The sequence below is a fragment of the Neisseria sp. Marseille-Q2251 genome (assembly GCF_940793045.1).
Classification (GTDB): domain Bacteria; phylum Pseudomonadota; class Gammaproteobacteria; order Burkholderiales; family Neisseriaceae; genus Neisseria.
Genome location: NZ_CALNWV010000022.1, coordinates 19,438 through 37,456 on the forward strand (window position 1 = coordinate 19,438; position 18,019 = coordinate 37,456).

General features: G+C 50.7%; 20 protein-coding genes. 15 read left to right on the forward strand and 5 right to left on the reverse strand.

The genetic code is table 11. The features are described 5' to 3' along the window. The first annotated feature begins 22 nt into the window (after positions 1–22). The 3 genes from AAG834_RS08505 to AAG834_RS08515 all read left to right on the forward strand — a co-directional run bounded on the left by AAG834_RS08505 (position 23) and on the right by AAG834_RS08515 (position 1,259). Positions 23–457, forward strand: a complete 435-nt coding sequence (locus AAG834_RS08505; RefSeq protein ID WP_049231449.1) for a DUF883 family protein — start codon at positions 23–25, stop codon at positions 455–457. A 141-nt stretch (positions 458–598) separates the two neighbouring features. Then, complete coding sequence (locus AAG834_RS08510; RefSeq protein ID WP_342031856.1) at positions 599–997, forward strand: phage holin family protein; 399 nt, start codon at positions 599–601, stop codon at positions 995–997. After that, complete coding sequence (locus tag AAG834_RS08515) at positions 990–1,259, forward strand: hypothetical protein (RefSeq protein ID WP_019270317.1); 270 nt, start codon at positions 990–992, stop codon at positions 1,257–1,259. The genes AAG834_RS08510 and AAG834_RS08515 overlap by 8 nt, the downstream gene beginning before the upstream one ends. 46 nt (positions 1,260–1,305) lie before the next feature. On the opposite strand, the gene AAG834_RS08520 is transcribed toward AAG834_RS08515, so the two are convergent. After that, positions 1,306–2,847, reverse strand: a complete 1,542-nt coding sequence (locus tag AAG834_RS08520) for a surface lipoprotein assembly modifier (RefSeq protein ID WP_342031857.1) — start codon at positions 2,845–2,847, stop codon at positions 1,306–1,308. Between the two features lie 565 nt (positions 2,848–3,412). Here AAG834_RS08520 and AAG834_RS08525 point away from each other — a divergent pair. After that, on the forward strand, positions 3,413–4,411 hold the full coding sequence (locus AAG834_RS08525; RefSeq protein ID WP_107976200.1) for a Slam-dependent surface lipoprotein: 999 nt from the start codon (positions 3,413–3,415) through the stop codon (positions 4,409–4,411). 235 nt (positions 4,412–4,646) lie between these two features. Further along, on the forward strand, positions 4,647–6,884 hold the full coding sequence (locus AAG834_RS08530) for a TonB-dependent hemoglobin/transferrin/lactoferrin family receptor (protein WP_446740454.1): 2,238 nt from the start codon (positions 4,647–4,649) through the stop codon (positions 6,882–6,884). A 92-nt stretch (positions 6,885–6,976) separates the two neighbouring features. Here AAG834_RS08530 and AAG834_RS08535 read toward each other — a convergent pair whose 3' ends face one another. Continuing rightward, positions 6,977–7,279 carry a hypothetical protein gene (locus tag AAG834_RS08535; protein WP_342031859.1) on the reverse strand — a complete coding sequence of 101 codons (303 nt, stop codon included), beginning with the start codon at positions 7,277–7,279 and terminating at the stop codon, positions 6,977–6,979. A 208-nt stretch (positions 7,280–7,487) separates the two neighbouring features. Further along, positions 7,488–8,294, reverse strand: coding sequence for an outer membrane protein assembly factor BamD (locus AAG834_RS08540; protein ID WP_003742974.1), 807 nt, complete (start codon positions 8,292–8,294; stop codon positions 7,488–7,490). On the opposite strand from AAG834_RS08540, the gene rluD reads away from it, so the two are divergent. From rluD to pgeF, 5 genes are all read left to right on the forward strand, one after another. Continuing rightward, positions 8,293–9,417 carry a 23S rRNA pseudouridine(1911/1915/1917) synthase RluD gene (rluD, locus tag AAG834_RS08545; RefSeq protein ID WP_036529295.1) on the forward strand — a complete coding sequence of 375 codons (1,125 nt, stop codon included), beginning with the start codon at positions 8,293–8,295 and terminating at the stop codon, positions 9,415–9,417. The two genes, AAG834_RS08540 and rluD, sit on opposite strands and share 2 nt — an antisense overlap. 1 nt (position 9,418) lies before the next feature. After that, on the forward strand, positions 9,419–10,000 hold the full coding sequence (locus AAG834_RS08550) for a hypothetical protein (RefSeq protein WP_342031860.1): 582 nt from the start codon (positions 9,419–9,421) through the stop codon (positions 9,998–10,000). An 80-nt stretch (positions 10,001–10,080) separates the two neighbouring features. Next, entirely contained in the window at positions 10,081–10,413 is a 333-nt protein-coding gene (locus AAG834_RS08555; RefSeq protein ID WP_040667900.1) for a hypothetical protein, read from the forward strand. A gap of 130 nt (positions 10,414–10,543) precedes the next feature. After that, positions 10,544–10,834 (forward strand): hypothetical protein, encoded by a 291-nt coding sequence (locus tag AAG834_RS08560; RefSeq protein WP_342031861.1) that lies wholly within the window; start codon positions 10,544–10,546, stop codon positions 10,832–10,834. Between the two features lie 52 nt (positions 10,835–10,886). Then, complete coding sequence (gene pgeF / locus AAG834_RS08565; RefSeq protein ID WP_342031862.1) at positions 10,887–11,657, forward strand: peptidoglycan editing factor PgeF; 771 nt, start codon at positions 10,887–10,889, stop codon at positions 11,655–11,657. A 70-nt stretch (positions 11,658–11,727) separates the two neighbouring features. Here the strand turns inward: pgeF and AAG834_RS08570 are convergent, their stop codons facing one another. After that, on the reverse strand, positions 11,728–11,886 hold the full coding sequence (locus tag AAG834_RS08570) for a hypothetical protein (RefSeq protein WP_342031863.1): 159 nt from the start codon (positions 11,884–11,886) through the stop codon (positions 11,728–11,730). On the opposite strand from AAG834_RS08570, the gene AAG834_RS08575 reads away from it, so the two are divergent. The 5 genes from AAG834_RS08575 to AAG834_RS08595 all read left to right on the forward strand — a co-directional run bounded on the left by AAG834_RS08575 (position 11,872) and on the right by AAG834_RS08595 (position 17,381). Beyond that, positions 11,872–12,489: an SUKH-4 family immunity protein gene (locus tag AAG834_RS08575; protein WP_342031864.1), complete on the forward strand. Its 618-nt coding sequence runs from the start codon at positions 11,872–11,874 to the stop codon at positions 12,487–12,489. The genes AAG834_RS08570 and AAG834_RS08575 overlap by 15 nt on opposite strands. An 88-nt stretch (positions 12,490–12,577) precedes the next feature. Beyond that, on the forward strand, positions 12,578–13,204 hold the full coding sequence (locus AAG834_RS08580; protein WP_342031865.1) for a hypothetical protein: 627 nt from the start codon (positions 12,578–12,580) through the stop codon (positions 13,202–13,204). After that, a complete protein-coding gene (locus AAG834_RS08585) occupies positions 13,201–13,710 on the forward strand; it encodes a hypothetical protein (RefSeq protein ID WP_342031866.1) in 510 nt (169 codons plus the stop codon). The genes AAG834_RS08580 and AAG834_RS08585 overlap by 4 nt, the downstream gene beginning before the upstream one ends. Positions 13,711–13,757: 47 nt before the next feature. Next, the gene (locus AAG834_RS08590) at positions 13,758–14,138 is read left to right on the forward strand and encodes a VOC family protein (RefSeq protein WP_342031867.1); all 381 of its coding nucleotides are present in this window, start codon (positions 13,758–13,760) and stop codon (positions 14,136–14,138) included. A gap of 39 nt (positions 14,139–14,177) precedes the next feature. Next, positions 14,178–17,381: an ABC transporter ATP-binding protein/permease gene (locus AAG834_RS08595; protein ID WP_342031868.1), complete on the forward strand. Its 3,204-nt coding sequence runs from the start codon at positions 14,178–14,180 to the stop codon at positions 17,379–17,381. A 60-nt stretch (positions 17,382–17,441) separates the two neighbouring features. On the opposite strand, the gene AAG834_RS08600 is transcribed toward AAG834_RS08595, so the two are convergent. Beyond that, positions 17,442–18,019: TonB-dependent receptor domain-containing protein (locus AAG834_RS08600; RefSeq protein ID WP_342031869.1), on the reverse strand; the 578-nt coding region annotated here is incomplete at its 5' end.

Consider the following 18,019-nt stretch of genomic DNA (forward strand, 5'->3'; position numbering starts at 1 on the left):
TATGGACATCAAGGAGAAGGTAATGAGAAAGCATGATTTTGAATCCCGCAAAGAAGCTTTGTTGAAAGACATCCAAGACGTGATGAGCGATGTTGAAGAGCTGTACAGCAAAGGCGTAGAAGTCGGCTCGGAAGAAGGCAAAAAAGCCAAAGCCAAATTGCAGGAGAAACTTGAAGCTGCTAAGGATCGTTTGCATGACTTCCAAGAAGAAGCCGGTGACCGAATCAAATACCACGCTGACCGCGCGCGCGAAAAATACGACGAATTTGAAGAATTGGCAGAAGAGCGTTTCAAAGAAGGTAAAAAACGCTTTGCCGAGTTTGGAGAAGAAGCGGGCGACCGCATCAAACGCGGCGCACGCCAAGCCGATGCAGCCGTACACGACAAACCTTATTACGCAATGGGCTTTGCCGCACTGGCGGGCTTGGTCGTCGGCGTATTGCTGAACCGCCGATAATCGGTCAAACATGAATGCCGTCCGGACACGATTTCCCGAAATCTTGTTCTGGCGGCGTTTGCTTATTCGGGTCGGCAAAGGTTTCAGACGACCCCAAAGCCTTCGGATTGTCCGTTTTGGAACAATCAGGGAAATCGGAATATGGGTATCAGACAAAATATCGAACATACGAAAACGTTGCTGAATCAGGGTGTTGATTTGCTTTTGCTGCGTTTGCAGATTTTGAATCTGGATTTGGCGGAACAGGCGGAAAACGTGTTCCGCATCATCATATGGTTGGTCGTATCGGGCATCTTGCTGCTGATTGCATTCATCAGCCTGCTTTTCGGACTAAACAGTGTGTTGTCGGATATCGCAGCGATATGGGTATTTTTCGGGATAACTGCCGTCAGCCTGATCGTCATTGCGGTCTTGTTCGGCAAAGTCGCAAAAGACTGGCGCAGCCAAAACAACAAAATCGCCGCAACCTTGCAGGACATTAAGGCAGACATCGCCTGCCTGCGTGGTCAAGATATGCAGGAAGGAGAGGACGATGAATAAAACGGAACGCGATGAAGCACGCGAACTGCTGCAACTGGAAGCCAAGTTGGTTCGTCTGAGAATCGAAGCATCGCATATGAAACAGCAAAAATGGAAAGAACAGGACGATCGCAAGTCGGATAAGCTGATGACACTGCTGGACTTAGGCAGCGAGCTGAACCGCACACGCCTCCTGTATAAAACGGCAGGACTCGCCATTCCCCGAAAATTCCGCTTAGGGGCACTACTGGCAGCGTTTGCGTTGAAAGCTGCGATGAAGTAATTAGATTAAGACGCGGAGGTTTGCAAATTCGAATTTACGGCTGTTTTTAAAAATTCCATTCAGCTCCCAACGACCATTGACGGCTGCTGCGTCGTGCATAAGGGGCATTGCTGCGGATGCGGCTGTATCCGTAATTCAAGGTCGGCGTGATGCCTTTGTAGGACAATTTATCATGGCTGAGGCTGACGGAGAGGGAGTGCTCGCGGTTGCGTTGCGGCTCCGTGCCGAATGCCATAATGCCTTTATAGCGGCGGTTGGCAAATGAGGCGGTCAGGCGGCTGTTCAGCCCGCCCAAAAACGGCCATTGCTGTATCCAGCCTATGTTGAACCCGCTGCGGCGGTAGGCGGCATTGTTGACGGCATTGCGTATGTTTTTGTTTTCAGGAACAAAGCGGTTGTATTGCCAACCGCCGAACAGGGTCGTTCTGCCGAAACGGCGCGCCAGGGAGAGATAGGTGCCGTCGTGCCAACCGTCGTTACGCAGCGCACGATCAGTTTCCCGATAGTTTTGGTGGTAGCGTTCCAGCGAGTAATAAAGTTGTGTCGCGTTGCCGAGATTGACCATATGCGAAAGCTGTACGCCGACCCCGTGTGCCAGCATATACGGCGCGGCGCGGCGGTTGTTTTCTTTTTTGCTGTCAAACTCGCTGCTGCCTGCCAACTGCGTCTGATAAAACGGTAAAACGCTGACGGTTTGTTTGCCGTCCTTGCGCTGCCAGCCCAAATAAGCCCTGCCGAACGCATCGTCGTAAGCCGATTGGCGGTCGAAAAAATAGCTCGTTCCGCTGAGGTTGGCGCGGAATTTGACGGCGTGATGCCCGTAAAACGGGGTGAGTTTTTCGGTGTTCAATTCGTAATTCAAGCCGTTGGCACTGACAGGCAAAGTGATACTGCATGCGGTTTGCCCTCTTGCTTCGATGCAATAACGCGGGGCAGCGTTGTTGGCATTATCGTTATGCACGGGGCTGATTCCGCCGGACCATTTCCATTCTGTCTGCCGCTTGACGGCTTCTTGAAAACGTTTGACGTTTTCCAAAACGGGGGCAGGTATATCGCGTTGCGCGGCATGGCGGAAATGCGCCGCCGCCTCGCCCAAACGATAATCCTGAAACTCTGCCGCCGCCAAATCCAATAATATGCGGTCGTCTGAAACGTCAGATTCATAAAGGGTACGATAACGTTCGACCGCTTCGGAAGTCCGCCCTTTCAACTTTGCCAGCAAAGCATCGGCACGTGCAATCAGCTTGGGATTGTGGTTGGGCTGTTTGCGGTAAAGTGAGGCAAGCGAAGAAACCAAATCTGCGCTATTGCCGTTAAGCGCTTGAATCAGTGCGTCCTCAAGAATATGCGGGTTTGCCGTTAAAAAATCATCGCCGACCACAGTCGGTTCGCCGACATTCTCATTCTTTTCAGACGACCTTTCTTCTTCGGACAAAATATCCAGCCATTGTTTTTGCTGCACTTGTACGGCAGCATCCTGAGAAGGCGCATCCTGCCGGATACCACCTTCGGGCAATTGAGCCAAGACTGCGGAAGGCAACAGGCAACATAAAGATGCCGAAACCATTTTTTGTTTTATTTTTAACATTCAAAATCATCCGAAATATATGTGTGTATATCACAGGGGTAGCTAAATGCAAACCGCCATGCCCTACTGATTCAATCCCCAGTCATGGATTTACAGCTATCAAAGGTCGTCTGAAACTTTTCAGACGACCTTATTTTTGCGTAAAAGCAACAGATTCGCATTAAGATGCAGCATTATAGAGGTAAATTTCCAAAACAAACATAACTAATTTATTTTTATGGTCTTATAAATTATTCAAATATTATTCATCAGTAGATTCATAGGATTAATCAAGCCAACCCACTAAACACGCCTGCAATATATCTTGCGAATCCAAAGCAATAGTTTGATCACACTATCACTCAATTTTCTCTGTCGGCAATCAAGTAGCAGCATTAAATCAAATATTTGGAGTAAAGTTTCAACTCTACATCATCAATTAATTCACTTGCTAATATTCATCTTGGAAACCATTTAAAACCCGTAAGGATATTGCCAAAACGGCATAATTATTACACAATATTACAACAAAATTGGTAATCCTTATCATTAATTTATAAAACATCAATATTAAGAGAGATTCATCATGAAAATCAAAGTACCCGCGATTTCTGCGGCAGCGACCCTTATTCTGACTGCCTGCGCTGGAGGAGGCGCATCCGAACCCAAAGTCCCCGTTGCCATACCTACGGCGCAGCCTATCGCCAATGTCAAGCTGAGTGATGAGAGCAATGCAATAAAGACCATCAACACCCTTTCCGGTAAAGGCGGCAGCCTGCATGAAGCGGAGTTCGAAGTAAAAACATCATGGGGCAGCAGCTATACCGATAAGCAATATGTCTATCGAACCCCTTCGGGCAACTATTACAACATCAGCTCATATTCCGATCCGATTGTCCCCGACTCTTTCAGCCCGTCTTATGCCCTGCGTACCCGCCACGAAGGGCAACCTTTGTCTGAAGGCGGTAAGCTGTTTGTCTGTTGCAGTAGTTCTGGGCAGTTCACCTATGCCCCTGCAACCAAACAGGACCACCTCAAATTCGGCGCATGGATAAGTGCAGACGGCACGGTAGACCTATTTGTCGGCGGCAAACCTGTTGGCACGGCGAAACCGTCTTATTACACTCCGTCAGACAGTACAGTGGCAAAAGGCAAGACCACATACGAAGTTTGGGCAGTCCGCGTCCGCAACGGCAATATCGTTACCTCAACCTACGATCCGGGTAAATCCTTCGGGTCGTCTGAAAAAAACACGCCCAAACTTTCACTGCTGACAGCCAATTTCAACACCAACAAACTTGGCGGCACGATTTTGGGTAATGCGGATTACGGTCCGGATGTTGTGATGAAAGATGTGGGCATCAACGGCGTTGATTTCTCGGGCACTGCCGAATCCGACGGCAAAAACGGCAAAGTCGAAGGAAAATTCTTCGGTCAGTTTAACGGTGGCCATAAAACAGAGGTCAGCATAGGCGGCAAAGTAACCTTCGATGCCGATAAATCGTTGGATACCGTATTCGGCGGCGTAGAAAATTCATCAGACCGCAATACGACGGATACAAGTTTGACACCTGTCAGCAAGTAACCGCACGTCAAACATCCCAATAAACCGATAATCAGTACATCTTAAGAGTCAAAAAATGTTCTTCCCCTTTAAACCCGTACTGCTGGCAGCCATTGTCAGCCAAACTTTCCCTGCCTTCGCTGCCGACCCCGTACCACAAGCCCATCAGGACTTGAATGAAGTCAAAGTCATCGGCGGCCGCAAAGTCCAAAAACTCGGTGAAGAGAAAGTCCGCCGTCAGGCATTGGATAAACAAATGGTCTCTGACGAAAGCGACTTGGTGCGCTACGATCCGGGCATCAGCGTCGTCGAAGGCGGACGCTCCGGTTCCAACGGCTTTACCATACGCGGTGTCGACAAAGACCGCGTTGCCATCAACGCGGATGGACTGGCACAAGCAGAAAGCAGGTCGTCTGAAGCATTCCAAGAGTTGTTCGGCGCATACGGCAACTTCAATGCCAACCGCAACACTTCCGAACCCGAAAACTTTTCGGAAGTAACCCTTACCAAAGGCGCGGACTCGCTTAAATCCGGCAGCGGCGCATTGGGCGGTGCCGTCAACTACAAAACCAAATCCGCAAGCGACTATGTTTCCGAAGAAAACCCCTACCACTTAGGCATTAAAGGCGGCTATATCGGACGCAACAGCCAAAAATTCAGCAGCATAACCGCCGCAGGAACCTGGTTGGGTCTGGATGCATTGATGGTCTACACCCGCCGTTTCGGTAAAGAAACCAAAAACAATAGCGACGCTGCCGATACCGTCATCACCGACAACAAACAAAGCTGGAGTCCGAATGTCGGCATGACCAACTACGGCAGCCGTGGCGTAGCGCGCAGCAAACCTGACCCTCAAAATTGGGAAAACATAAGCACCCTGTTCAAGCTGGGTTACAACTTCAACGATCAAAACCGTATAGGCTGGATTTACGAAGACTCGCGCACCGACCGCACAACGACTGAATTGTCCAATATGTGGGCGGCAAACTGGAAAGGCGAAGCACTGGGCGACACCCGTTCCCGTCAAGATATTTCCTACCGCAAACGCATCGGTTTCGAATACAAAAACCAACTTGACAAAGGACCATGGGACAACCTCAACCTGCGTTACGACCGTCAAACCATCGACATGAGCACTTGGACCTGGGACTTGCCGACGGATTATAATCGCAGCGGTGTGAACAGCGACGTGTACCATATGTTCCGCAACATCCGTCAAAAAAATATCCAATTCGGTGCCGATGCCGAAAAACAAATCGACTTCTCCAAATTGGTATGGGCAATGCAATACGGATTGGGCGATTCCAAAAACGACAACAGCAATAGCGATCATAGCTATTGGGTACGCCTATACGACCCGAAATATCAAACGTCCAACAACCAAGAATTGACTATGCTGGTCGAAAGCTCCTCCAAAAACCGTTTTGCCTACTGGAACAACACATTCCAATTCGGCGACAGCAGCCAATACCGCCTCAATGCCGGGCTTCGCTACGACAACAGCAGCAGCAAAGCCAAAGACAATCCCAACTACACTCCTGCCATCCGCGGTCAAATTCCTTATCTCGGCAGCGAACGTAAACACAGCGGTTTCAGCTACGGTTTAGGATTAGACTGGAAATTCACGCCGCGTCTGAATCTTTTGGCAAAATATAGCACTGGCTTCCGCGCGCCGACTTCAGACGAAACCTGGCTATTGTTCCCGCATCCTGACTTCTACCTTAAAGCAAACCCTAACCTTAAGGCAGAAACCGCCAAAAATTTCGAACTGGGACTTGCCGGCAGTAGCAAAGCCGGAAACTTTAAACTCTCCGGCTTCCAAACCCGCTACCGCAACTTTATCGAACTGACCTACATGGGCGTGTCCTCAGACAACCCTAATAGCCCTAATTATGCGCCGATTTCCGACGGTACCGCATTGGTCAGCTCACCCGTTTGGCAAAACCAAAACCGTTCCTCCGCATGGGTGAAAGGTTTGGAATTTAACGGCACATGGAACCTTGACAGCATCGGTTTGCCGCAAGGCACGCACGCAGGTGTCAACCTTAGTTATATCAAAGGCAAAGCCAAACAGACCAACGGACAAGAAACCCCGATTAACGCCCTTTCCCCGTGGTCTGCTGTTTACAATTTGGGCTACGATGCTCCCTCCAAACGCTGGGGCATCAATGCATACCTGACCCACACCGCAGCTAAAAAACCGTCTGACACCGTCCACAGCAGCGATGATTTGAACAACCCATGGCCATTTGCCAAGCACAGCAAAGCCTATACGCTTTTCGACCTGACAGGCTACGTCAACTTGGGCAAATACTTCACCCTGCGCGCCGGTGCGTACAACATCGGCAACAAAAAATACTATACTTGGGAATCGCTGCGCAGCATCCGCGAATTCGGCACAGTCAACCGCGTTGACAACAAAACCCATGCCGGTATAGAACGCTTCACCTCTCCCGGCAGAAGCTACAACTTCACGCTTGAAGCCAAGTTCTAAAAGCGTTTGAAGTAACAAGAAAGGTCGTCTGAAAACGTTTTTCAGACGACCTTAATATTTGGTTGGGTTTTGTCTAATCTACGATTTCTTTCTTAAGAAATTGAAACAACATCAGCAATGCATCTTGCCCCATCAAAAATTTTAAATTTTGTTCCTTGCGGGATCTTTTCATTTTTCCTTATGAGAAACCAAGCCTTCGCATAGCTGATGTTTTTATTGGCTATATGTTCGTAAATATCTAAAACGATACTTCTAGGAAAATTTTCTTGAAAAATCCCATCTTCAAATTTGCTTACAGGATAAAAGAGACCGATCGGAGGAATTATCTTGCAAGCTCCGTCTTCTTGTGACTTCCAAAAAATTTGAACATTAACAGTATTGTCAGCATTGATCATCTCGCCCTCCTGATGCTTAGAATGACCCTATCTTTGCTTTTGCAGTTCACCTTGTAAGACGGAAAGGGTAGCGTGGACTTTACCCGCGAATAATGATTGCTTGAAACATAAAAAGGTCGTCTGAAACTGTATTTTTCAGTTTCAGACGACCTTTGGTTTCAGAAAAGCATAGGGTGATACGGTATCACTATGCTTTAAACTTCAAGCCTTAACGCCAGTAGCGCCACCAAGGCATGTCGTTTGGCTGCCATTGGTGTTGCAGGAAGGGGCTTTGCGGGAAGTTGGTTTCCAAGACGCGGCGGGTATCGGCGGCGAGTTGGGGTTTGTCCAGTTTCTTGTAGGCAAGCTCCATCATGGCGAGAGCTTCTTCAACGTAGCGGGTGTTTTGATAACGCTCGACGATTTTTTGGGCGCGGTTGACGGCGGCGAGGTAGGCGCCGCGTTTCATGTAGTAGCGGGCAACGGAGATTTCGTTACCGCCCAATGCGTCCACCAGTTTCGCCATGCGCTCGGTGGCGTCGGCGGCGTATTTGCTCTCCGGATAGCGTTGTACCAATTCGGCAAATGCTTGGTATGCGCTGCGGTTGGCTTTAGGGTCGCGGTCGGACCAGTCTTGAGAGGCGAGTTTGTTGAGGAAGGATTGGTCTTCGTTGAACAGAACCAAGCCTTTGAGGTAAAGCGCGTAATCCATATTCGGATGTTGCGGGTGATGGCGCTGGAAGCGGTCGATGGCGGCGAGGGCTTTTTCAGGCTCGTCGTCTTTGTAATAGGCGTATGCGGTGTCCAGCTGCGCCTGTTGCGCGTAGCGGCCGTTGGGGAAGCGGGATTCTAAAATTTCGTATAACTTGATGGCTCGCGTATAATTGCTGCTGTTCAACTCGTCATGCGCTTCGGCATAGAGTTTTTCCACGTTCCAATCTTGTGTGATTTGCGCGTCTTTATCGACCGTACCTTTATTGCTTGCACAGGCACCCAGTGCCAGACTTAACGAAACTACTAAAAGAATTTTTTTCATGCAGAATACTTCCTTTGATAATGAAGCCGATTATAGCGACGATTTAGACTTTACGTCAGCCCCCGAAGCAGAAAGTTGTGTTAATTTGACTGTTCCGCTGGAGCTTGCGGGCGGGCGGCTGGATGCGGTGTTGGCAAAGCTCATGCCTGATTATTCGCGCAGCCGCCTGACATCGTGGATTAAAGAAGGCGCGGTCATTGTAAACGATAAGCCCGCCCAACCCAAAGACAAAATGATAGGCGGAGAATCCATCAGCGTAACGGTACGTCCGAGCGAAGAGAATCTCGCGTTCAAACCCGAAGCGATGGATTTGGATATTGTGTACGAAGACGATACCGTCATCGTCGTCAACAAACCAGCCGGACTGGTCGTCCATCCCGCTGCAGGCAACTGGACGGGGACGCTGCTCAACGGTTTATTGGCGCATTGTCCCGAATTGAGCCAGATTCCGCGCGCGGGCATCGTCCACAGGCTAGACAAAGAAACCAGCGGCCTGATGGTGGTCGCCAAAACCCTGCCCGCACAAAATTCCCTCGTGCAACAGCTTCAAGAGCGCACGGTCAAACGTATCTACCGCGCCGTCGCCAACGGCATCGTTCCCTTTGACGGCAAAATCGAAACCCAAATCGGACGCGATCCGCACAACCGCCTGAAAATGGCAGTCGTCAAATTCGGCGGCAAACCTGCCGTGACACACGTCAAAGTGTTGGAACGCTATCTTGCCCACAGCTACATCGAATGCTCGCTCGAAACAGGCAGGACGCACCAAATCCGCGTCCATATGCGCGAAGCCAACCACCCGCTTGCCGCCGACCCCGTTTACGGCAATCTGCGCCATCCGTGCAGTGAACCGGTAAAAGAAGCCGTCAAAAGTCTGGGCGCGCGTCAGGCTTTGCACGCCTACCGCTTAAGTTTCGTCCATCCGAAAACCGGCGAAACCGTTTCCTTCGAAGCTCCGATTCCTGACGATATCTACCACTTGCTCTCCGTCCTGCGCCTCGAGGCAGGCTTGGATTCGTCTTTGAGCAACGAAGAAGAATGGCAGGACAAACTCGGCACGGATGACGATGATGATTGGAACGAAGACGACTACGACGTCGAAGTGGTTTATGTGAGGGATTAAGATGTCTTCTTCAGATTTGGTAAATCTTGCACAAATGGACGGCAAAATGCAGTGGCTGGCGGGTTATGGCAATTTGACATCTGAAAAAACATACCGACTTGCCACCAAAGCTGCCATCGTTTCCATGATTGCGCTACCCGTATGGGTGGGTATGTTGATTATGGAGGATATGGAGATTCTGAACATAGGCTCCGGTTTCTTCTTCCTGTCATTTCTTTTGATAATGATTTTGCCCTTCCTGTATTTGTCTCTATCATCCAAAAAAAGAGCATTGGAAAAATTGCAAGATGAGTCTTGGCGATACGACCCCGTCAAACGTGTCCTGACGCATTGGGAAGGCAGTGACATCGTTATGGGCTATCCTCTTTCTGAAAATGACCACTTATCAATAATCAGATGGAGAAGCAAGGGCTACGGAGAATTTTTTACTCTGGAATATCGCCGCCCGTATCCTGCACCATACGTTCAAATTTTGACTTTTATTTATAGCAAGCCGTCGGACAAAAAAGATTTTGCGGCTGCCGCACAAAATATTGCCAAGCAGATGAATCTTCCCTTAGATGAAAGCAATTTATACAACTAGTCTGATCAAATTTTTCATGCGAATATCACATTTCAATATATAGAGAACTCAAATTAAAACAAATAACTTAGGAGGCGATGATGAGCCATAAAGAGCAAGTTTGGCGAGATGCTTTTAGATTAGACGATTTATCTGAAATTGACGGGAATTTTTTATTGGCAATTGCCGCTGCAAAAAAGGAATTTGATGGTTATTCGCAAGGTAAATGGGATCTGAAAAACTATATTATTTGGTTAAATATTTCCGAAAATGGAGAATTTGCCAATATCGGCTTTATACCCAAAATAGATGAAATGGTGGGCGGGATATTTTTTGAAATTCCTTATAGAGGACTATATAAATATGGTCGGGGTTATGAGTTTTATTACCGACTGGAAGATACGGAATTATTGGAAGTAGTGGGGATGCGTTAATACGCAACTGTATTATTTAAATGACCTTGATTACTTCCTAAGGCAGATGGGAATATTCAGGCGATACGGTTGAAAAAGCTTACTTGCCATACTGAATGGTCAATTTAAGGTAGAGGATTTAGGTGCCGGCATGAGTTATCAGGAAAAAGTTTGGAGAGATGCTTTTGAATCTGATTATTTATTTAGATTAGATGGAAGTTTGTTATTGGTAATGGTCGCGGCTAAAAAAGAATTTGATCGTTATTTGCAGAATCAATCGGATTTGAGGAACTATACCATTTGGTTCAATATTTCCGAGAATAAAGAATTTGCCTGTATCAGCTTTCTTCCCAATCAAGGAGAAGATAAGCATGGTCGGGGTTATGACCTTTATTACCGATTGGAAAACACAGAATTATTGGAAGTCGTAGAGATGCGTTAATACGAAGCCGATAGACACATTCTTTCAAACCTTTCCTTACTCAGATAAAAACATGAAAACCATCACAGAAACCCTAAACCTTGCCCCGCAAGGCAAAAATTTCCTGACAGCCGATTGGCCTGCGCCCGCCAACGTGAAAACCCTGATTACCACACGCAACGGCGGCGTGAGCCAAGGCGTGTATCAGAGTTTGAACCTCGGTTCACACGTCGGCGATGATCCCGATGCCGTGCGCCGCAACCGTGAAATCGTGCAGGAACAGGTCGGGCTGCCCGTCGCCTACCTCAATCAAATCCACAGCACCATCGTCGTCAACGCTGCCGACGCATTGGGCAACGCGCCCGACGCCGACGCTTCGGTGGACAACATGGGCAAAGCCGCTTGCGCCGCGATGACTGCCGACTGCCTGCCTGTCTTGTTCTGCGATAAAGCCGGGACGGTCGTTGCTGCCGCACACGCCGGCTGGCGCGGTTTGGCGGGCGGCGTATTGCAAAACACCATAGCCGCAATGAATGTCGCGCCCGTCGAAATCATGGCATATCTCGGCCCTGCCATCGGCGCGGACGCATTCGAAGTCGGACAAGACGTGTTCGACGCATTTTGTACGCCCATGCCCGAAGCTGAGGACGCATTCGAAGACATCGGCGGCGGTAAATATCTTGCCGACATCTACGCACTGGCGCGTTTGGTTCTGCGCCGCGAAGGGGTGGACATGATTTACGGCGGCACACACTGCACCGTCTTGGAACGCGACACTTTCTTCTCTTACCGCCGCGACGGACAAACCGGCCGCATGGTCAGCCTGATTTGGTTGGCGGAATAGTGCGCGGTAAGCCGTGTATCCGATATTTGACTGAAAAAAGTCGTTGTTAAGCGTATCGGTTCCAATATCGTTAGGGTCGTCTGAAAATATCGGTTTCCTCAATTTCAGGAACGGTTTTCAGACGACCTTTGTTCGTTGTATCCTTTAGATAAATCAGGCGGTATTTGTCATTGCATATGACGCTATTGAGGTCGTCTGAAAACAAGGAAACCGTATGTTTGATTTGCACCGTGCTTTAACCGCTGACGGTATTGCGATATGCCGTCCTGCCGACTATGTTTCGGGTAAGAAGGCGTTGCTTGAAGATTATTGCCGTGATGTGATTGCACTTTTGACCGACTATCCGCCCGCCCGTTTTTACTTCGTCCGCTTTTCCGATGAAACGGTGTCTATTGATACGCCGCTCGGTGAGGTACGCTGTTTCGGTAAGTACGGTTACGGCGGAGCTTATTTTATCGTTGGTGCGGACGGACGGGTGTGGCTGTATTCGCCCGAGGCGGAAAATGCTTGGGAGAAGGAACTGGTGTTTGCCGGCAGCAGTTTGGATTTGTTTGTGCAGACTTATTGCCGTTTGATGGCGGAAGTGTTCCTGCTCAAGTCAGGCTTTGTTCTAGAAGGTAGGTTGCCGAAAGATGGAGAAATAACCGAAAACTTGACCCGTTGGCTGGAGCAAGCCGATCCTGAAGTGGCTGTGGAAGATGCTTTTTGGGGACGGCTGCTGTATGAGCTGAAGGAGGGCTTTTTTCCGTTGATGGATAATCCTGTGACGCGGGATGTCGGTATGCCGGAGCATCGTTATCTGGAGGCGGAGAGGTCGTCTGAAAAATTGTAAAACTTTCCGCTGAAGAAAAGTAGTATAGAGACCCAAACCATCCAAAATCAATTTAACGCTGTATCTGCGTAACATGACGGTCAATGCTATGAACGATAAACTGATTCAAACCTTTGCCAAAACTTTTGGTCTTCCTTACAAACAAGAGCTGCAAGAATTGCCGCCGTTGGAAGGCGGGCGGCATCTGCATTTGGGCGCGTTGGACGGGTTTTACCGCCATATGGATGGTACGTGGCAGGGCGAAAACCCGCTTGCTGATTATCGGCTGGAAATGGAAACCCTGTTTTTGCAATGGCTGACTTATGCAAGGCTGCCGGATATTTGGAACGATTGGGCGTTTGGCTGGAATGGAAAAGCCAAACAATATCTGCCGATAGAAGGTTGGCGCGAAGAATGGGCGGTGTTTGGCGTAATGTTTGACGATTCGATTCTTTTTGCCGATACCGTCGCACTCGACAGCCCTGTTTATTGGCTGATGACCGGTTACGGTACGGTGGAAAACCGCCGCCTTGTCGCGCCGTCTGTGGCTGCCCTGATGCAGACTTTATTGGCAATTTATGATTTTGAACAGAAATGGCAGGCAGAGGGCAGGGCGGTTTATGATGAAGAAGGCTGTTGTACGGCTGCAGAATTGAGTGCGGCATTGCACGATTTGCTGTACCGGGAACTGCCGCCCGAATGTGCGGCAGGGTTTGAAGAAGCGTTTTGGGGATGATTATGTGGTACGAGAAATTTGACTTTCTCAGCCGCGAAGCTCCCGCATCTGATGAGGATTTGGCGTGTTTTTTTCAGACGGCGGACAAGCATATCGGTGATGAAGGTATTTGTGCTTTGACACAGGCTTTTCCCGCAGCGGGCGTGGCGGAAAAATTTGCCGCCACTGGTCTGCGGCTGCCTGATTACTTTTATATTCCTGAAGAGATGGAGCATCTTTGGCGTTATGCCGTAAGCGGCGAAATCGAAGGAAACGGGCGGGAATTCGGCTATTTTTCGCCGAAAGACGTGGTGGAATTTTATTTTAGTTACGAATTTTGGTTTTACGCCCCGCATTTCCTGCCGGTTGCCTTTGACGGCGGCGGTGTATTTTATGCTTATGATTTCCGCCAGCCTGACGATTTACAGATTGTGTTGGCGGATTCGGGCTTCTACGGAGAAAAAGAAGGCGAATACACGCCTGTGGGTAAAACGTTGGCAGAAGTTTTAAGTCGGAAGCCTGATTAATTCGTTGCTTGCAACCAAGTCAAAACGGAACTAAGGAGATACAAAAAATGAAGATTACTTCGCTGGATCATTTGGTTTTAACCGTTGCTGATATTTCCCGCAGCATTGATTTTTATACCCGTATTTTGGGTATGGAAGAAATCACGTTTGGCGAGGGGCGCAAGGCTTTGTTGTTTGGCAGGCAGAAAATCAATCTGCACATGCGCGGGGCGGAAGTTGTGCCTCATGCTGAAAATGCTGCCTGCGGTACGGCGGATTTGTGTTTGTTGACGGAGACGCCTTTGGAGCAGGTTTTGGAAGAATTGGCTTCGCATGGGGTGGACGCCATCAGCGGGATTGTTCCGCGCACGGGAGCGGTCGGCGCGATACGGTCGGTCTATTTGCGCGACCCTGACGGCAATCTTTTGGAAATCAGCCGTTACGAATAGGTCGTCTGAAATACCGTTTTCTGCAAAAAAGGCTGCATCATGAACACCGTTTCCATCCAAAACCTTTCCCACCGCTACGGCAAGACCCTTGCGCTTGACGATGTGTCGCTGGACATTCCGAAAGGCGCGACGGTCGGTTTGATCGGGCCGGACGGTGTGGGCAAATCGACGTTGCTCTCGCTGATGGCGGGTGTGAAGATGATTCAGGACGGACGGGTGGAAGTGTTGGGCGGTGATATGGCGGACAAGGATGTGCGGCGGGATTTGTCGCACCGCATCGCCTTTATGCCGCAGGGTTTGGGGCGCAACCTGTATCCTACCTTGTCGGTGTATGAAAATATCGATTTCCATGCGCGGCTGTTTGGTTTGGACGGGCAGGAACGCACGCGGCAGATTGCGCGGCTGATGGAGGCGACCCGCCTTGCGCCGTTTTCCGGCAGGGCGGCGGGCAAGCTATCGGGCGGGATGAAGCAGAAACTGAGTTTGTGCTGCGCGCTGGTACATAGTCCGGATTTGCTGATTTTGGACGAACCGACCACGGGCGTGGACCCTTTGTCGCGTCGTCAGTTTTGGGCGTTGGTGGACGATTTGCGGCGGGAACACGCGGGTATGACCGTGATTGTGGCGACCGCCTATATTGAAGAGGCGCAGCGTTTCGAGCGGCTGCTGGCGATGGACGCGGGCAGGCTGCTGGAAAACAAGCCCACTGCCGACGTGCTGGCGGATTACGGCACCGATGTGTTGGAAGAGGCCTACGTCAAAATGCTGCCGCCGGAAAAACAGCAGGGTTCGGGCGGTTTGGACATTACGCCGTTCGTTCCCGATCCCGCTGCGCCGCCCGCAATGGAAGCGCACGGGCTGACCAAGCGTTTCGGCGATTTTACCGCCGTGGACCACGTCAGCTTCACCATTCAAAAAGGCGAAATTTTCGGCTTTCTCGGCAGCAACGGCTGCGGCAAGTCCACCACCATGAAAATGTTGACCGGCCTGTTGGAAGCGACCGAAGGCGACGCCACGCTGTTGGGCAAGCCGATAGACGCGGGCGGCTTGGACACGAAAATGCGTGTCGGCTATATGTCGCAGGCGTTTTCGCTGTATGAAGAACTGAGCGTGCGCCGCAATCTGGATTTGCACGCCAGACTTTACCAGATGGGCGCTAAAGGCGCGGCGGCGGTGGAGGAAGCCCTGCAACAGTTTGATTTGGCGGACGTTGCCGACACTGCGCCCGCATCGCTGCCGCTGGGCATCCGCCAACGCCTGCAACTTGCCGCCGCCTGCTTGCATCACCCTGAAGTATTGATTCTGGACGAACCGACTTCGGGGGTCGATCCCGCCGCGCGCGATATGTTCTGGCGGCATCTTCTGAAACTTTCCCGCGAAGACAAAATCACCATTTTCGTTTCGACCCACTTTATGAACGAAGCCGCCCGCTGCGACCGCATTTCCTTTATGCACAAAGGCCGCGTGCTGGCGGTGGGCACGCCCGCCGAACTGGCGGCAAGGCAGAATGCGCCGGATTTGGAAGAAGCGTTTGTACAGTATCTGATTGAAGCGGAATCGGATAACGGGCATTCCGAACAGGGTAGTTTGGGTCAAGACCCAACAATGCTTTCGGATTCGACAAGTTGGGTCTCGACACAACCTACGGCTACGGCGGTTACGGTGGCTGATTTTTCAGACGACCTACATGAACAAAACGCAAGGTCGTCTGAAAGTGAACAAAGCGAGTTTCGTCAAAATACAGACGGCGTGCATTCCGAAAAAGGTAGGTTGGGTCAAGACCCAACAACGTCTTTGGATTCGACAGGTTGGGTCTCGACCCAACCTACGGCTACTGATTTTTCAGACGACCTGTATGAACAAAACGCAACGTCGTCTGAAAACGAGCAAAGCGAGTTTCGCCAAAACGCAGACGGCGTGCGTGAACAAAGTTCACACACCCTACCTGTGAACAATAAAGCGGAATTGTCCGAACCGACCGTAGGGTGTGTGGCGCAAGCCACGCACGCGGAAGTGGCATCGGATAACGGGCATTCGCAGTTTTCAGACGATCCTGAAAAACACCATCCGAGGCCGTCTGAAACCCCGTCCGCAACGCCCGACACCCAAACCTTCAAATACCGCTTCTCCATGATTTGGACCTTCGCCCGCCGCGAAGCCAAAGAACTCCTGCGCGACAAAATCCGCCTGTTTTTCGCCGTGTTCGGCCCGCTGATTATCATGGCGTCGGTATCGTGGGGGATTTCGTTTGACGTGCGGAATCTGAAATTCGCCGTTTATGACCGCGACCAAACCGCCGCCAGCCGCGAGCTGGTTGAGTATTTCGACGGTTCGCGCTACTTCCTCCAACAGCCGCCGATACAGTCCGAAGCCGAAATCGACACCGTGCTCAAAAGCTCCGGCGCCATATTGGTCATCGATATTCCGAGCGGTTTCGGGCGCGATTTGGCGCGCGGGCTCAAACCCGAAGTCGGTTTTTATGTGGACGGCTCCATGCCGTTTAACGCCACCAACATTCGCGGCTACATCGGCAGCCTGATCACCGCCTACACTAAAGACCGCATCGCCGAAAGCGGGCTGCCCGTTTCGCTCAAAGCCCCCGCCGGCATCGAACCGCGCTTTATGTACAATCAGGATTTCGACAGCATCAACGCCATCGCCCCGGGCGTGATGATGCTGGTGTTGATGATGATACCCGCCATGATGTCGGCGGTCGGCGTGGTGCGCGAACGCGAAATCGGTTCCATCGCCAATTTCTACGCATCGCCCGCCGCCGTGGCGCAATATCTGATCGGCAAACAGCTTCCCTATATCGCCGTCGGCATGGTCAATTTCGCCGCCATGATGCTGATGATTATTTACCTGTTCGGCGTGCCGCTCAAAGGCTCGTTTGCCGGACTCGCCGTCGGTACGCTCTTGATGGTGTTCGCCAGTACCGCGCTGGGGCTTTTGATTTCCTGCTTTGTGCGCTCCCAGCTTGCCGCCATCTTCGCCACCGCCATCATCACCATGATTCCCGCGCAAACCTATTCCGGCTTTCTCTACCCGCTGTCCACCATGGAAGGCGGCGCGCTGGTTATCGGCAAAACCTTCCCATCGTCGTGGTATTACACCGTCAGCGTCGGCAGCTTCACCAAAGGGCTGCACACCGCCGACCTGCTGCATGAATACGCCGCCATCGCCGCCTTTGCCGCCACCAGCCTGATTCTGGCGTGTTTGTTGTTGAAGAAGCAGGAGAAGTAGAAAAAGGTCGTCTGAAACCCAAAAATCAGGTTTCAGACGACCTTATTATCAATACTTTTGTCAGAAGCGGTAATTCACGCCCAAGGCAAACTCGCGGCCGCGCTCGTAGAAGGGCACGCGTCCGTTGCCGTCGGGGAAGCGTTGGCTGTGCGAACGGTATTGCTTGTTGCCGATGTTGTTGACGGAGAAGTTGACGTTCAGGTTGTCTTTTTTCAGCGGCTGCCAGTTGGCGTAGATGTCGTGTACGCCGTAACCGGCTTTCTTGCCGTGTATCGTGCCTTGTCCGCGGGCGACGTCGGTGTATTTCACGCTTTGGGCGTAGCGGCCGCGCCAGCCGATTTCGAGTTTGGGATTTTCAAACTGATAAGACAGGCCGGTCAGCCATTGGCGGCCGGTGTTCCAGAAGGTGAACGAGCTTTCGTGGTCTTCGGCTTGAATCGGGCTTTCGCCGTAGTACATGTCGCCGTTCAGACGAGGTTTGACGTAGGACACGCCGGCGCGCGCGGTCAGACCGCCCCAGCGGTAGGATGCGTCAAGTTCGTAGCCGTAGGTTTTGAGCGTGCCGCCGTTGTAAATCTTGCCGCGTTCGGTGATGGAGGCGGTGTTGTTGTTGATTTTTGCCCAACGATAGACGATGA

Excerpts from the sequence above, each read along its gene's own strand:
- AAG834_RS08505 (WP_049231449.1), top strand. The coding sequence starts at position 23 with ATGAGAAAGCATGATTTTGAATCCCGCAAAGAAGCTTTGTTGAAAGAC.
- AAG834_RS08510 (WP_342031856.1), top strand. The coding sequence starts at position 599 with ATGGGTATCAGACAAAATATCGAACATACGAAAACGTTGCTGAATCAG.
- AAG834_RS08515 (WP_019270317.1), top strand. The coding sequence starts at position 990 with ATGAATAAAACGGAACGCGATGAAGCACGCGAACTGCTGCAACTGGAA.
- AAG834_RS08520 (WP_342031857.1), bottom strand. The coding sequence starts at position 2,847 with ATGTTAAAAATAAAACAAAAAATGGTTTCGGCATCTTTATGTTGCCTG.
- AAG834_RS08525 (WP_107976200.1), top strand. The coding sequence starts at position 3,413 with ATGAAAATCAAAGTACCCGCGATTTCTGCGGCAGCGACCCTTATTCTG.
- AAG834_RS08530 (WP_446740454.1), top strand. The coding sequence starts at position 4,647 with ATGGTCTCTGACGAAAGCGACTTGGTGCGCTACGATCCGGGCATCAGC.
- AAG834_RS08535 (WP_342031859.1), bottom strand. The coding sequence starts at position 7,279 with ATGATCAATGCTGACAATACTGTTAATGTTCAAATTTTTTGGAAGTCA.
- rluD (WP_036529295.1), top strand. The coding sequence starts at position 8,293 with ATGCAGAATACTTCCTTTGATAATGAAGCCGATTATAGCGACGATTTA.
- AAG834_RS08540 (WP_003742974.1), bottom strand. The coding sequence starts at position 8,294 with ATGAAAAAAATTCTTTTAGTAGTTTCGTTAAGTCTGGCACTGGGTGCC.
- AAG834_RS08550 (WP_342031860.1), top strand. The coding sequence starts at position 9,419 with ATGTCTTCTTCAGATTTGGTAAATCTTGCACAAATGGACGGCAAAATG.
- AAG834_RS08555 (WP_040667900.1), top strand. The coding sequence starts at position 10,081 with ATGAGCCATAAAGAGCAAGTTTGGCGAGATGCTTTTAGATTAGACGAT.
- AAG834_RS08560 (WP_342031861.1), top strand. The coding sequence starts at position 10,544 with ATGAGTTATCAGGAAAAAGTTTGGAGAGATGCTTTTGAATCTGATTAT.
- pgeF (WP_342031862.1), top strand. The coding sequence starts at position 10,887 with ATGAAAACCATCACAGAAACCCTAAACCTTGCCCCGCAAGGCAAAAAT.
- AAG834_RS08575 (WP_342031864.1), top strand. The coding sequence starts at position 11,872 with ATGTTTGATTTGCACCGTGCTTTAACCGCTGACGGTATTGCGATATGC.
- AAG834_RS08580 (WP_342031865.1), top strand. The coding sequence starts at position 12,578 with ATGAACGATAAACTGATTCAAACCTTTGCCAAAACTTTTGGTCTTCCT.
- AAG834_RS08585 (WP_342031866.1), top strand. The coding sequence starts at position 13,201 with ATGATTATGTGGTACGAGAAATTTGACTTTCTCAGCCGCGAAGCTCCC.
- AAG834_RS08590 (WP_342031867.1), top strand. The coding sequence starts at position 13,758 with ATGAAGATTACTTCGCTGGATCATTTGGTTTTAACCGTTGCTGATATT.
- AAG834_RS08595 (WP_342031868.1), top strand. The coding sequence starts at position 14,178 with ATGAACACCGTTTCCATCCAAAACCTTTCCCACCGCTACGGCAAGACC.